This window comes from Brucella sp. 22210, assembly GCF_052045675.1.
Taxonomy (GTDB): Bacteria; Pseudomonadota; Alphaproteobacteria; order Rhizobiales; family Rhizobiaceae; genus Brucella.
Window position 1 is genome coordinate 330,894 of sequence record NZ_JBQEPD010000001.1, and the last position, 14,743, is coordinate 345,636.

Genomic DNA, 14,743 nt, shown 5'->3' on the forward strand with positions numbered 1-14,743 from the left:
GGTGAGAGATGAACCGTCAGGAATCGTGAAATCCGAGAGCCGGTTCAAGCTCTTCGAAAGTGTCTTCCATCGCGTGGGTGGGGCTGCCCGGAAAACCGAAATGCCCATAGGCGATGGACATTTGCTGTTCTGCCTTGCGCTCGCCTCCCTTGGAGATGGCTGCTACATAAAGCGCTGCCGCGAGACCCGTGCGGTCCGAACCTGACTTACAGTGAATGAGGATCGGCTTTTCTGCGCTCTGCATCAGTGCAATCAATTCCCGCGCGCGCTGGGGCGTAAGCCGTTTGCTGGCCGACATTTCAAAATCCATATGGTGGATACCAAGAGCATCGGAAGTCTCGATTTCCCTGTCATACCAGCGCGACCCCGGTTCCGGGCCGCGCAGATTGATAATGGTCTTGATGCCATAGGTTTTTTGCAGCGCAGCAATCCGCGCAGGATCGGGCTGGTTTGCGCGATAAGCCTGTCCGGGCACAATCGCATGGACATTGCCATTATACTGGATCGTATACAAATAGCCGCCCAGCACACTTGCGCCAATCAAAGCAGCAAGTGCGCCAAGCTTGACGCAATTGAACGACCATCGGGCGTATCTTTTGAAAAAAGTCATGTGAACGCTTTAAAAGAGTTTTGTGAAATAAATACCATCGCCAGTTTTTGCTTGGCTTTATCCGAACATAGAGTAAGAATGAGACTTATTCTTGTTCGGTCTGACTATATTCTGACTGTTTTATAGCGTGCATTTCATAATTCATATTGGGAAACGGCGATAAGCCGTCAGGGGTAAATATTCGCGTCAGTTGCGTGGTGTCAGTCAAAGTTGCGTAAGTTTTCTGTGGCTTAAGCCTCGGTTAACCATAAGTGTCTAGTCTGAAATCATGAAGAGCTGGGGCAGATAGCGGAGCAGGTTTATGCAGCGCTACAGATTTGACGATAAAATGATTCTGACGGAAGCGATTGTCGAGCTTCTTAACCGTGGTGTTGAGCGCGATGATCTTGATCTGGTCTTGAGCCGGATTGGTCCGGTTGATCTCGATTTGATGCATCAGTGTCTGGTCGAGATTTGGAATTACAATCATCCCGAATATGCCGAAACGGCGATGGCGGCCTGATATCAGGCGGCCTGCCTCGGCAGACGAATTTCTACCCGACGGCGGAATTGTTCGGGAATGTCACAAACTTGAAACGGAGAGGGCTTATGTCTAGCTCCGTATCGGGAATTCACTTGGGAAGACGACCGCGGATGAACCGGCGTCAACTCAGGTGAAAGCGGAAGGTCGGGTTCATCCCGGCCTTTTTCGTTTTTGGGCGTTCTTACGATTTGCCTTTTTGCATTTCCGGCAGGCACGAATTGGCGTAAGAAACACTGTTTCCAAACAGCGGTGAACCTCATGATACGTCATATTGTTCTGATTAAGTTCAAGCCGGAACTCGATGGTGCAGCCATTGATCAGGCGCTGGCTTCGGTCGTTGCTCTCAAGGGCAAGATCGATGGCATCATTTCCGTCACCACCGGTGCCAACAACAGCCCTGAACGGCTGGAAAAAGGCTTTCGTCACGGCTTTGTAGTGGATTTTGCCGATGCTGCGGCGCGTGACGCCTATCTCCCGCATCCGGAACACGTCAAGGTCGGCAAGGGTCTCGTCGAAGCTGCCGAGGGCGGTCTCGATGGTATTCTGGTTTTCGACTACGAAATCTAGAGCGCATCCCGAAAAGTGTGAAACGGTTTTCGGACAAGATGCGCGTTATAACAAACTGTTAGAGCGCCGATCTGATCCAATCAGATCGAAACGCGCTCTCAGCAATAGCTTATAACAGAAGACCGCCAACACCCATGCGGGACAGGTCTTTTGAGCTGAGGGCCATGCCTGCCATCAGGCGGTCGAGCACCCAGTCGAGGCTGTTTTCCCGCATGCTGCGGGCCGATCCCGGCGCGGCGACGATATATTGGCCGTCGCGCTTTCCAAGCACGAGCAGATTGCCGGGGTCGACCGGCATGCCAACGCGCAAAATTTGTCCGCCACTTTGCAGGATTGAGCGCGGCACGATGTCGGTGGCGTCGGCGACCGCCGATGCGCTGAAAATCACAAGAATGTCGCAGCCGCTGCTCAGGTCAGTTATGGCGCTGCCGAGCGCTTCCGTCTCGTGGGCGACACGTTTTTCGACAATCAATATGCCGCTATTGCGCGCCGTGCGCTTTTCCATCAGTTCGCGCGTCTTGTCGAGAACAGTCTCGCGGATCGAGGGGAGGCGCGACTGGATCAGGCCGATACGTAACGGGCGAAACGCCTTGACCTCAATGGCCCGGTCTCCGTCGAGTAGGGGGCATATGTCGTCAACCAGGCTTTTCGGTACGGCAAAGGGGATGATCTTGACGGTCGCGACCATCTGACCGGCTTCCACACGCATATGATTGCGGATCGTCGCGAGAGAAATGCGCGCATCATGCGCGTTGACCGCGTCGATACGGGACGGGTCGACGCAAAAGACACCGTCTGCACTGGCGAAAAGATTGATACGTCCGGTGGTCGCCGCGCCGGTATGGATTGTAGCGGAGGCGAGTGTGGTCCCGATTGCCTGTGCGGCTTCGTCTTCGCCGATATCGCCGGGCTCGAAGCGGGCAGCGAGAACGCTTGTGAGGCCAGCCTGTTGCAGGGCCACGCAATATTCGCTGTTCAGCACGGTTCCCTTGCGCAGGACGAGCGCACCTGCCGTTACCGCATAGGCGAGTACGGCGCCTTCGGCTTCATCGAGCGGCAAGTCTGCGAAAATCATGGGGCGCCTTTCTCTCTAGCCAGATTGTCTTAGTCGTGGCTCGGCGACTTCACAATGTTGTTTGTTGTCTCGCCACAGGGCGGAAAAGCCGGGATTTATCCATTGGTCGTACTTGCATGCATGGTGATGAAAGGCTAATTCACCGCCGCGTCGGCGTAAAAGGGGTTCCATTCCCCGTGATCAGGCGCTTGCGGAGATGCCTGTTTCCGCCAATTGGAGTCCGTTTTGCGGGGTTTTGACCGCGACATTACGATCCAGCACAAATCTCGCCAGACAGGTGACAAACGGAATTATTCGATATAACGGTACTTTTGGAATTTTCAGAATTTACCGAAAACTGAAAAACGACATACGTGCCGGATTTGACGCTCGCGACATGATGAACCTCTGCGGTTCCCAATGTCTGGGCAGCCTGGAAGGGATTTCAGGTTCAAAACCACACTGACGACGAAATCGCTCTGGTGCGATCTGAAGAACTGAGACGCCTGACCGCAATCATCTGTGGCAGTGGGTTTCAGATTTTCAGATCGCATCGGTGCAGGATGGAAAGACAAATGAAACTCGGCATCCCTCGGACGATCGCTTCGTTCGCCGTACTGGCCCTGACTGCGTTTCTTGCCGGCTGCGAGAACCAGGTTCTTCTCTCTCCAAAGGGAGAGGTCGGCGTAGCAGAACGCGATCTCATCCTTTTTGCGACCGGCCTCATGCTGCTCGTCGTGCTGCCCGTCATCTTCATGACGCTGTTCTTCGCCTGGAAGTACCGCGCCACGAACGAAAAGGCGGATTATCAGCCCGACTGGCACCACTCCACCAAGATCGAACTGGGCGTTTGGCTCATTCCTCTGGCGATCATCGTGGTTCTCGGCACGGTTACCTGGATCAGCACGCATAAGCTCGATCCGTACCGCCCGCTGGAATCCAGCGTGAAGCCGATCAATGTCGAAGTGGTTGCGCTCGACTGGAAGTGGCTTTTCATCTATCCCGATCTGGGCGTCGCCAGCGTCAATGAAATGGCCATGCCCGTCGATGTTCCGGTCAACTTCAAGCTGACCTCCAGCAACATCATGAACTCCTTCTTCATTCCGGCTTTGGGCAGCATGGTCTACACCATGCCGAGCATGCAGACGAAGCTGCATCTCGTCGCCAACCATGAAGGCGAGTTCGACGGTATTTCCGCCAATTACAGCGGTCAGGGCTTTGCCCAGATGCGCTTCAAGGCGCATTCCTACAATCAGGCCGACTTCGACAAATGGGTTGCCGACGTGAAGGCCAAGGGCGAAGAATTGGGCCGCGATCGCTATGCATCGCTGGTTCAGCCGAGCGAAAAGCATGCGGTGCAGTTCTTCACCTATAATGACCAGACGCTGTTCCACGACATCGTGAACCGCTGCTGGGACGGCAAGTCCGTCTGCATGGATGACGAAATGCACCGTCAGCAGATGATCCGCGAAGCACGCGCAAACCTGCGCAAGTCTTCGCCTGTCGATTTCAGCCAGTGGGCGAGCGACATCATCTGTGCAGTCGCGCCGCAGCGTCTGTCGCAGCTCGAAAACTGATCTGCCTTTGCGCCGTGATCTCGCATGAGGTCGCGGCCATTCGCATTCAATCTTTTGTTTCACGCGGTTCCGGAATGATAGCCGTTATTGGCTTTCCCGGAATTGCTCCAATCGAAGCGTGATAAAAATGTTCGGAAAACTTACGCTGGAAGCGATCCCGTACCACGAGCCGATCATCATGGTCACATTGACCGCGGTGGCTGGCGGTGCGCTCGCTATTCTGGCAGCCATCACCTACTACGGAAAATGGGTCCCGCTCTGGAAAGACTGGCTGACGTCGGTCGATCACAAGCGTATCGGCATCATGTACATCATTCTGGCTTTCGTGATGCTGTTCCGCGGCTTCTCGGACGCCGTGATGATGCGCGCGCAGCAGGCTCTTGCCTCGGGCGCGAATGAAGGCTTTCTCCCGCCGCATCACTACGACCAGGTCTTCACCGCCCATGGCGTGATCATGATCTTCTTCGTGGCGATGCCTTTCGTCGTCGGTCTGATGAACTTTGCAGTTCCGCTTCAGATCGGTGCACGCGACGTTGCTTTCCCATACCTCAACTCGCTGAGCTTCTGGCTCACGGTTGCCGGTGCGGTTCTGATCAACCTGTCGCTCGGTATCGGCGAATTCGCCAAGACCGGCTGGCTCGCTTATCCGCCGCTGTCGGGTAAGGAATTCAGCCCGGATGTCGGCGTGGATTACTATATCTGGGCCTTGCAGATTTCCGGTATGGGCACGCTGCTTTCTGGCGTCAACCTGATCACCACGATCATCAAGATGCGCGCGCCCGGCATGGGCATGATGCAGGTTCCGGTCTTCACCTGGACCGCGCTCTGCTCGAACGTGCTGATCGTCGCGGCCTTCCCGATCCTCACCGTCACGCTGGCCCTGCTGTCGCTGGACCGCTATCTGGATTTCCACTTCTTCACCAATGATGCTGGTGGTAATCCGATGATGTATGTGAACCTGATCTGGATCTGGGGTCACCCGGAAGTCTACATCCTCATCCTGCCTGCTTTCGGTGTCTTCTCCGAAATCATCGCGACCTTCTCCGGCAAGCGTCTCTTCGGCTACAAGTCGATGGTTTACGCAACCGTTGCCATCACGGTCCTGTCGTTCCTCGTCTGGGTGCACCACTTCTTCACCATGGGTGGCGGCGCCAACGTCAATGCCTTCTTCGGCGTGGCGACGATGATCATCTCGATCCCGACGGGTGCGAAGGTCTTCAACTGGCTGTTCACGATGTATAAGGGCCGCGTCCGCATGGAAACGCCGGTTCTGTGGACCATCGGCTTCATGTGCACCTTCGTGGTCGGCGGTATGACGGGCGTTCTGCTTGCTGTTCCGCCTGCGGATTTCGTGCTGCACAACTCGGTGTTCCTGATCGCCCACTTCCACAACGTGATCATCTCGGGTGTGCTGTTCGGCTGCTTCGCCGGTCTCGTCTACTGGTGGCCGAAGGCTTTCGGCTTCAAGCTGAACGAACGTCTGGGCCGCAACGCGTTCTGGTGCTGGCTGGTCGGCTTCATCATGGCCTTCATGCCGCTCTACGTGCTCGGCCTGATGGGCATGACCCGTCGTCTGAACCACACCGAAAATCCGGCATGGCACATCTATCTGATCATCGCCGCCGTCGGCGTTGCGATCATCCTGTGCGGTATCGTGTTCCAGGTTCTGCAGATCGCCGTTTCGATCCGCGACCGCGAAAAGCTGCGCGACAACAATGGCGACAGCTGGGGTACGGGCCGTACGCTGGAATGGTCGCTGGCTTCGCCGCCTGCATTCTACAACTTCGCTGAAGTGCCGCATGTCCGCGACCACGACAGCTGGTGGGATATGAAGCAGAACGGTTATGTGCGCCGCACGGAAAAGTTCGCCCGCATTCACATGCCGAAGAACACCGGTACCGGTTTCATCATCGGCATCATGAACATCCCGCTCGGCTTTGCTCTGGTGTGGCATATCTGGTGGCTGGCAATTGCCGCTGCCGTGGGTGTGCTGGCCGTTGCGATCTTCCACTCGTTCAACAATGACAGAGACTATTACGTCTCGGCCGAAGAAGTGCAGAGCGTCGAAGACCTTCGCACCCGGCAACTGACGGCTCAGGAGGCTTGATCCATGAGCGCTAGCATTTCAACTGCTGGTCCATTCAAGGGCGGCAACGAGCATCCTGCTCACGAGGACCATCATGATGCAGGGTCGACCACGCTGGTCGGCTTCTGGATCTACCTGATGAGCGACTGCGTCCTGTTCTCGGGCCTGTTTGCAACCTACGCCGTTCTGGCGCACCAGTTCGCGGGCGGCCCGACCGGCCGCGAACTCTTCGACCTGCAGTTTGTGTTGACCGAAACCATGCTGCTGCTGGTGTCGTCGCTGACCTACGGTCTGGCGACACTGTCCATGTACAAGAAGAACCGTGCAGGCGTGCTGTTCTGGCTGGGCGTAACGTTCCTGCTGGGCGCCGCGTTCCTCGTGATGGAAGTCTATGAATTCCATCACCTGATTCTCGAAGATGCCGGTCCGAGCCGCAGCGCGTTCCTTTCGGCCTTCTTCGCGCTGGTTGGAACCCACGGTCTTCACATCACGTCCGGCCTGATCTGGATTCTGGTGCTTTCCGCCCAGCTTCTGCGTGACGGTCTGACGGAAAAGAACCAGACGCGCGTGATGTGCCTCAGCCTCTTCTGGCACTTCCTGGACATCATCTGGATTGGCGTCTTTACCCTTGTCTATCTGCTGGGTGTACTGTGATGAGTTCTGCACACGAAACACACGATCATGCCGCGCATGGCAGCCTGAAGTCCTATCTGATCGGCTTCGTGCTGGCGGTTGTTCTCACCGTCGTTCCATTCCTTCTGGCGATGAACGGCTATTTCACGCCTGCCACGACCGCAGCCGTTGTTCTCGGCATCGCCGTCGTTCAGATCCTGGTGCATCTGGTTTACTTCCTGCACCTCGATCCGAAGTCGGAAGGTGGCTGGAATATTCTGGCGCTCATCTTCACGGTCATCATTCTGGCCATCGTGCTTGCAGGCTCCATCTGGGTCATGCATCACCTCGATACCAATATGATGCCGATGTACATGTCGCCTGACGACGTGCGCAACCTGCCTTAAATAGTTCGCGCCTGGCGGGGTTGGTCTTTGACATGCCCCGCTGAGCGACCGTTTCTCCCGTGCGCCGGACCTTGATCCGCGCACGGTTTGAATCGCGGCTTTATCCTCCCTCTCTCCCCCCAAAGCCGCGTGGCGCTCCGGTTCCCTCCGGAGCGCCTCCCTTTTTTTAAAGCGTCTTCATATTTTGCATTTTTCGCTTGAACTGTTTGCCGCTTGCGACCGGGCGTTGCGTAAAGCTGTGGTAACGTTAACACTCCTTTGACTGAATCCGTTCATATCTAGAGACTAATCTTTAGGTTGTTGCTTGGCCCCCCGGCCTCCCTATGGTAATCCCTAAATCGTCCTGGGTGGGGAATAAACGGGACGCTGCCAGGCGACCGCAAAGACAGGAACCGGACAGTAGCGCGTATGACTTGGAGTAACAGGACGATACAGGGAAAAGGCATCGCCATGCTTTTGCTGGCGGCTCATTTTTCCTCCTTTACCGTGTCGCCCGCTTTGGCGTTTGAGCTTTTTGGCGTCCGTCTTTGGGGCGAAGACAAGAAAACCGATCCAGATATTATCGATCCGAAGACCTATGAGGTCGAGGTCGCCACAACCGGTGATCGCAAGAATGCGGATGGCACCGAAGCTGATCTGAAATCCGTCGTCGAAGGCGCATCCGGTCTGGTTACAGATGCGGACAAGCCCGCTTCAGGTTCTGCTGGTCTGCTTGCCAAGGCCCGTGGCGATTATCGGCGTATTCTGGCGGCCCTTTATGGTGAAGGCCGCTATGGCGGCACGATCTCGATTCTCGTCGATGGCCGCGAGGCAAACGACATTCCGCCGGATGCCGATATTCCCAACAATGCCAAAGTGGCGATTTCAGTTGATCCGGGGCCGCAATTCCTGTTTTCGCGCACGGCCATTTCCAATATCGCCCCGCCTGCGACGGACAAGCGCGACGTTGTGCAATCACCCGAGGATGCAGGTTTTGCGCCCGGTAAGGTGGCGCGGTCCGGAACGATCATCAAGGCCGAGCGTCTGGCCGTCGAGGCATGGCGTCAGCAGGGCTATCCCAAGGCGCGGGTGACGGATGAAGATGTGGTCGCCGACCATGACGGTAACACGGTGGCTGCCGATGTTTCGCTCGATCCGGGTCGCAAGGCGCATTACGGGCCGGTCAGCGTGGTTGGCACGGCGCGCATGGACCCGCAATTCATCGCCTGGATGACCGGACTGACGCCCGATAAGGAATATGATCCCGACGACATCGAAAAGGCCAAGAAACGTCTTGGCCGCATGGAAGTATTCCGTGCGATGAGCTTCGAGGAAGCGGAAACCATTGAGCCGGACGGCAGCCTGCCGATGACGCTCAATGTGCAGGAACGCAAACCACGCCGTTTCGGCTTTGGTGCGGAATATTCGACCATCGACGGCTTCGGTGTCACCGGCTACTGGATGCACCGCAACCTGTTCGGTAAGGGCGAAAACCTGCGTTTCGATGCCAAGATCAGCGGGATCGGCGGGTCGCAGGATAATTCCTTCAGCCCGCAGAACTATTCCTATCTTCTTGGCGGTACGTTCAAGAAGCCCGGTGTCTACACGCCCGATACGGATTTCGTTTTGTCGCTCGACGCCAAGCGCGAAGTGCTCGACGCTTATACCGAAACGTCGGTCAACGCCAAGACCGGCTTCACGCAGATATTCAGCGACGAATTGTCGGGCGCGATCTATGCCAAGGCAAGTCAGGGCCGCTACACCGACTATCCTTTCGGCCCGCGCGACTTCACGACTGCGGGTCTGGAGGGCAGCGTGCTCTACGACAGCCGCAACAACAAGCCGGACCCGAGTTCGGGCTTTTATCTGGAAGGCAATATCCAGCCCTTCTACGAATTCCATTATGGCAATTTCGCCACCCGCTTCACCGCAGAAGGCCGCACCTATTACGGCATCGGCGCAAAGGATCGCGTGATTCTGGCCGGGCGCGTGAAAGTGGGGTCGATCGTTGGCGCTTCCATCGAAGACTTGCCGCCGAGCCTGTCCTTCCTTGCTGGCGGCGGCGGCTCGGTGCGCGGCTATGCCTATCGCAATATCGGCGTCGATGCCGGAAACGGCAACATTGTCGGCGGACGTTCGCTGGTGGAAGCTTCGGGCGAAGTGCGTACCCGCATTACCGATTCCATCGGAGCGGTCGCCTTTGTCGATGCGGGCTATGTCGGCGAAAAATCGTTCCCGGATTTCTCCGAACAAATGCGCATTGGCGCCGGTGGCGGTCTACGCTACCTGACCGGCCTCGGGCCGATCCGCCTCGACGTCGCCATACCGCTTAACCGCCGCTCGGGTGATCCGAGCTATGCATTCTACGTGGGCATAGGACAGGCGTTTTGACCAGATTTATCGCAGTTTTCCTTTTCCTGATTCTCGCCGTTGTGGCCGCCGTGCTGGCCATACCGGGCGCATGGGTTACGCTTGTCGGCGTGGATACACAGACCACGGCATCGATTGTCGCGCCCGCACAGGCGCAGGATCAGAGCCAGAGCACGCAGCAGGCCGAAGCGTCTGAAAGCAACGAAGAGCAAAAGTCCTATTTCCTGTCTTTCGTTGAAAGCCAGCTTTCCGCGCCGAACCGCCGCATTTCCCTGTCGGGCATCAGCGGTGTTCTGTCGTCGGAAGCATCTATTGGCTTGATCACCATTGCCGACCGCGAAGGCGTCTGGCTGCGCATTGAAAATGCCAAGCTGAACTGGAGCCGCACCGCATTGCTGCTCGGTCGTCTCAGCATCCAGTCGCTGAGCGCGGAACGGATCGATATCGCCCGCAAGCCGCTACCGGATAACAGCCTGCCATCGCCGGAATCGTCGAGCTTCAGCCTGCCCGAACTGCCGATTTCCATCAATCTGGACCAGCTTGATGTGGCGCGCCTGCATTTCGGACCGGAGATTTTCGGCCTCGAATCGGAAGTCTCTGCAACCGGCAGTCTTTCGTTGGCCGATGGCTCGCTCAATTCCACCTTCAACATCAAGCGCCTTGACGGCCCCGGCGGCAGTTTTGCCCTGCGTGCGGCCTATGCCAATGCCGATCAGAAGGTCGACCTCGATCTGAAAGTCGCCGAACCGGCCAATGGCATCGTGGCCAACCTGCTCAATATTGACGGTCGCCCGCCGGTTGACCTCACTTTGACTGGCGCTGGTCCGCTCGATGAATTGAAAGTGGATCTGGCGCTCGACACCAATGGCAGCCGTACGCTGACCGGCGCATTCACACTCAACCGTCAGGGCGAAGCACCCAATGGGGGACGTGTTTTCGCAGCCCGTTTCAATGGGCCGATTGCCGTTCTGGTGCCGCCGGTGTTCCGCGACTTCTTCGGGTCTGAAACCGTGCTTTCTGCCGATGGCTTCCTGAAAGATGCGGGCGGTTTTCGCCTCGACGATCTGGCGCTGACAAGCGCCGCGCTGAAGCTGAAAGCTGCTGCCGAATCCGGCAATGATCATTTTCTGAACAAGCTCAGCATTGATGCGTCGATTGCCGATGAAAGCAAGGGCCGCGTCCTGCTACCGGTCAAGGGTGCGGAAACCTATATCGACAATGCGCAGTTTCAGGTTTCCTATGGCGACCGTCCGACCAATGACTGGGCGGGCAAGCTCGCCGTCAACGGTTTGAAAAATGCAACCATCTCCGCCTCCAGCGTTGCGCTGGATATGGGCGGTGTTGCCGAAAACCTCAACGATGCCGCAAACCGCCACATCACGTTCAAGGTGACTGGCGGCATGGATGGAATTTCATCGCCGCGCGCGGAGCTGGCGCAAGCACTGGGCAGCAAGATCGCGCTTCTCATCGATGGCGGCTGGCGCGCCGGTTCTCCGGTGGAGCTTGCGCAGGCCAATATCGAGGGCAACGGTCTCAGCCTCGACCTGAAGGGCAATATTGACGACTTCGTCTTCAATGGCGATATCGCCGCCAAGGTCGCAAGCCTTGCGCCGTTTGGCGCGTTGGCGGACAAGGAGCTGGCTGGCAGTATCGACGTCAAGGCCAAGGGCACGGTTCGTCCGATCAGCGGCGCATTCTATCTTGATCTTGACGGCACGGCGCAGAACATGCGCACCGGCACCGAGGCAGTCGACAATATTCTGGATGGTGAAGTGCGTCTGGCCGGTGCAATCGGTCGTAGCGCTGAAGGTTTCTCGGCCCGTGACTTCCGGATCGGCAATGAACTGAGCGAAATCACGGCCAATGGCTCTTTCGCATCGGACAAGGCGAATTTCGATTTCGGCGTGATGCTGTCCGATCTGAAACTGGTTTCAAAGCAGGCCTCCGGTCGCATGACCATCAAGGGCAGTGCGCGCGGCGACGACAAGCTGATTGCGCTGGCCCTGCGCGCCGACGCGCCACAGGGCACGCTGGCAGGCCGCAAGCTTGCGAATGCTGGTCTTGATTTCAACGCTATGCTCGACGGCAATGCCACCACCGGTGCGGCGCTATCCGGCAAACTGGCGGGCAATGCCTTCCTCAATGGTGAGCGCATCGAACTTGGCACGCTGATCGACATCGTCAATGACGAGAAGCGCCTGACCAATCTCCTGTTCAATGCTGGCGGAGCGCATCTCTCCGGCAATGTCACACAGACCGCCAAGGGCTTGCTCAATGGCGCGCTGAAACTCGATGCGCCGGATATCTCCACTGCCGCCGCACTGTTCCTTGCCGAAGCAACCGGCGCGGCCAATGCAGATATCGCGCTGCAAGTCGATGGCGACCGCCAGAATGCGACCGTTTCTGCTGACGCCAAGGGTGTGAAGGTCAATGGCAACCACATTGCGTCCGCCACTATCGCGCTGACCGCACAGGACCTGTTCGGCGTGCCCGTCGTCGACGGCAACGCTGCCGCGCGCGATATCATGGTCGGCACTTTCGGTATCGACACGTTCGATGCCAAGGCCAACGCCACCGGAACCAAGACCGATTTCAGCGCCAATACGAAGCTCAAGATCGGCACGGTGGCTAATGCCGCCGGTTCGCTTGAGCCGAAAGATGGCGGCTTTGAGCTTGGCCTCGCCTCCGCCGATGTGAAGCAGGGCGCGCTGCGCGCCAATCTTGCCGCACCGGCGAATATCGTCATGAAGGGCAGCGAGATTTCCTTTGGCGATATCGTTATCAACACCGGCGCCAATGGCACGCAAGGACAGGTGAAGGTCAACGGCTCTGTCGATGAAAAGCTAGATCTGTCGGTGGCACTGTCCAATCTGCCGCTGGCGCTTGCCAACACCTTCAAGCCAGACCTTGGTCTCGGTGGTACGATCAACGGCACGGCGCGCCTGACCGGCTCCCGCGATGCACCGAATGTCGCCTTCGATATGGCGGCGCGCGGCGTAACGGCAGCGGAACTCAAGAAGCAGGGCATCGCTGCCCTGAATGCCGACGCCAAGGGCACCTCTGCCAATGACCGGCTCAATATCGACGCACGGGTGACCGGGGGTGCGGCAAGCGGCAATGGTATCGACGTCACAGCCAAAGGCGGCGTGCCGCTCGGCAAGGGCGATCTCGCCGTCGACGTGACGCTGGCCAATCTGCCGCTCGGTATTCTCAACGGCGCTGTGAAAGGGCAGGACCTCGCAGGTAATGTCACCGGCACGGCGCGCGTGACGGGCCCGCTGACCAATCCTGCGGCCACCTTCAATCTCAAGGGCTCCGGCCTCGCTGCCAAGCCGCTGGGCGACAACGGCCTTGCCCCGCTCAGCCTGCAGGCAGCGGGCAGCTATGCAGCCAAAGCGGTCGATATTTCATCGCTGACAGTGGACGGTCCACAAGGCCTCAATGTCACCGCAAGCGGCAAGGTGCCGTTCTCCGGTCAGGGGCTCGGTGTCAACGTCAACGGCAACATCCCGCTGGTGCTCGCCAATCGTTTCCTCGCGGATCGCGGCGCGCAGGCCAGCGGGATGCTGACGCTGACCGCAAGCGTTTCCGGTGGTTTCGATCGTCCGCAATTGCGCGGCATGTTCTCCACTAGCGGCGCGACTTTCATCGACCCGGAAACCAATGTCCGTGTGAATAGCATCAACATCATGGGCAGCATGGACGGCGAAACCATCACGCTGCGACAGGTCAATGCTGCATTTGGCAGCGGCGGTTCCGTGTCGGCAAGTGGCACGATATCGACCAATGCGGCGGCGAATTTCCCCGCCGATATCAATATCAAACTCGACCGCGCGCGTTATGCAGATGGCAAGCTGGTCGTCGCAACGGTCAATGGCGGCATCACGATCACCGGACCGCTGGCGGGCGATATGCTGATCGGCGGTCGTATTGACGTGGAGCGTGCCGAAATCTCGGTGCCGGAAAATCTCGGCGGCGGCGCAACCTATGTGCCCGTCGAGCACAAGAACACGCCGAAGAATGTTGCGAAAACGCTGGAACGCGCCAAGGTCGAAACCCGCAAGGGCAAGGCCAAATCGGTGGCGCGGACAAATTCCGCCGGCCCACGCCTCGATGTCGTCGTCAATGCGCCGAACCAGATCTTCGTGCGTGGTCGCGGTCTCGATACAGAACTGGGCGGTCGCGTTCGTCTCACCGGGCCGGTCAGCGATATCAAGCCAGTCGGTTCCTTTGATCTGATCCGTGGTCGTATTGGCATTCTCGGCCAGCGCATCACCTTCGATGAAGGCCATGTCACGCTGGTCGGCGATCTCAATCCGCAGCTCAATTTCGTGGCCAGTTCGGAAGGCAATGAAATCACAGCAATCGTGACGGTCACGGGTACGGTCGATAATCTCAACATCGTCTTCTCCTCGTCGCCAGAACTGCCGCAGGATGAAGTGCTGGCGCAGCTGATTTTCAAGCGCTCCATCAGCGAATTGTCGGCCTTCCAGATCGCACAGCTTGCGGCTGCGGCTGCGGAACTTGCGGGTGGGCCTGGCGGAAATTCGCTCATGAACAAGCTGCGCGCCGGAACGGGGCTGGACGATCTCGATGTCGTGACCGACAGCAACGGACAGACGGCCGTTCGCGCCGGGCGCTATATCCGCGACAATATCTATCTGGGTGTGGAAGCGGGTTCTGGCGGCTCGACCAAGGGAACCGTCAATCTCGACATCACGCGAAACCTCAAAGCGAAGGGCGCGCTTGGTGCAGAGGGTGATTCCAGCGGCGGTATCTTCTACGAAAAAGACTACTGACCGATCCTTTGATTTGATCGAAAAGCCGGGCGTTTCGTCCGGCTTTTTCTTTTCAATCGCTGCATCCTTCGGTTGAGTTTTCACGCCGGTGCTATTCTTTTATGAGCATCGGTACGCCTAGTTTAACGGTTCCTCAACCATAAGACTGCAAATTACGGT

10 protein-coding genes are annotated in these 14,743 nt (G+C 57.7%); 8 read left to right on the plus strand and 2 right to left on the minus strand.

Annotated elements, in window-relative coordinates; genetic code table 11:
• Positions 1-16: 16 nt before the first annotated feature.
• Positions 17-610, minus strand: coding sequence for a tyrosine-protein phosphatase (locus ACTJKP_RS01595; protein WP_078337791.1), 594 nt, complete (start codon positions 608-610; stop codon positions 17-19).
• Positions 611-911: 301 nt separating this feature from the next.
• Between ACTJKP_RS01595 and ACTJKP_RS01600 the strand changes: the two genes are divergently transcribed.
• Positions 912-1,112 carry a hypothetical protein gene (locus tag ACTJKP_RS01600; RefSeq protein ID WP_078337792.1) on the plus strand — a complete coding sequence of 67 codons (201 nt, stop codon included), beginning with the start codon at positions 912-914 and terminating at the stop codon, positions 1,110-1,112.
• A 279-nt stretch (positions 1,113-1,391) separates the two neighbouring features.
• A complete protein-coding gene (locus ACTJKP_RS01605; protein ID WP_078337827.1) occupies positions 1,392-1,700 on the plus strand; it encodes a Dabb family protein in 309 nt (102 codons plus the stop codon).
• A gap of 109 nt (positions 1,701-1,809) precedes the next feature.
• Here ACTJKP_RS01605 and ACTJKP_RS01610 read toward each other — a convergent pair whose 3' ends face one another.
• Positions 1,810-2,775, minus strand: coding sequence for a molybdopterin-binding protein (locus ACTJKP_RS01610; protein WP_440629458.1), 966 nt, complete (start codon positions 2,773-2,775; stop codon positions 1,810-1,812).
• Between the two features lie 554 nt (positions 2,776-3,329).
• Here ACTJKP_RS01610 and cyoA point away from each other — a divergent pair.
• The 6 genes from cyoA (at position 3,330) to ACTJKP_RS01640 (ending at position 14,584) form a co-directional block, all read left to right on the plus strand.
• The gene (gene cyoA, locus ACTJKP_RS01615) at positions 3,330-4,331 is read left to right on the plus strand and encodes a ubiquinol oxidase subunit II (protein ID WP_113533738.1); all 1,002 of its coding nucleotides are present in this window, start codon (positions 3,330-3,332) and stop codon (positions 4,329-4,331) included.
• 127 nt (positions 4,332-4,458) lie between these two features.
• Positions 4,459-6,438 carry a cytochrome o ubiquinol oxidase subunit I gene (gene cyoB / locus ACTJKP_RS01620; RefSeq protein WP_078337795.1) on the plus strand — a complete coding sequence of 660 codons (1,980 nt, stop codon included), beginning with the start codon at positions 4,459-4,461 and terminating at the stop codon, positions 6,436-6,438.
• Between the two features lie 3 nt (positions 6,439-6,441).
• Positions 6,442-7,071, plus strand: a complete 630-nt coding sequence (gene cyoC / locus ACTJKP_RS01625) for a cytochrome o ubiquinol oxidase subunit III (protein ID WP_078337796.1) — start codon at positions 6,442-6,444, stop codon at positions 7,069-7,071.
• Positions 7,071-7,436: a cytochrome o ubiquinol oxidase subunit IV gene (gene cyoD, locus ACTJKP_RS01630; RefSeq protein WP_078337797.1), complete on the plus strand. Its 366-nt coding sequence runs from the start codon at positions 7,071-7,073 to the stop codon at positions 7,434-7,436. The genes cyoC and cyoD overlap by 1 nt, the downstream gene beginning before the upstream one ends.
• A gap of 408 nt (positions 7,437-7,844) precedes the next feature.
• The gene (locus ACTJKP_RS01635) at positions 7,845-9,806 is read left to right on the plus strand and encodes an autotransporter assembly complex protein TamA (RefSeq protein ID WP_440629459.1); all 1,962 of its coding nucleotides are present in this window, start codon (positions 7,845-7,847) and stop codon (positions 9,804-9,806) included.
• A complete protein-coding gene (locus ACTJKP_RS01640; RefSeq protein WP_440629460.1) occupies positions 9,803-14,584 on the plus strand; it encodes a translocation/assembly module TamB domain-containing protein in 4,782 nt (1,593 codons plus the stop codon). Before ACTJKP_RS01635 ends, ACTJKP_RS01640 begins: the two co-directional genes overlap by 4 nt.
• Positions 14,585-14,743 lie beyond the last annotated feature (159 nt).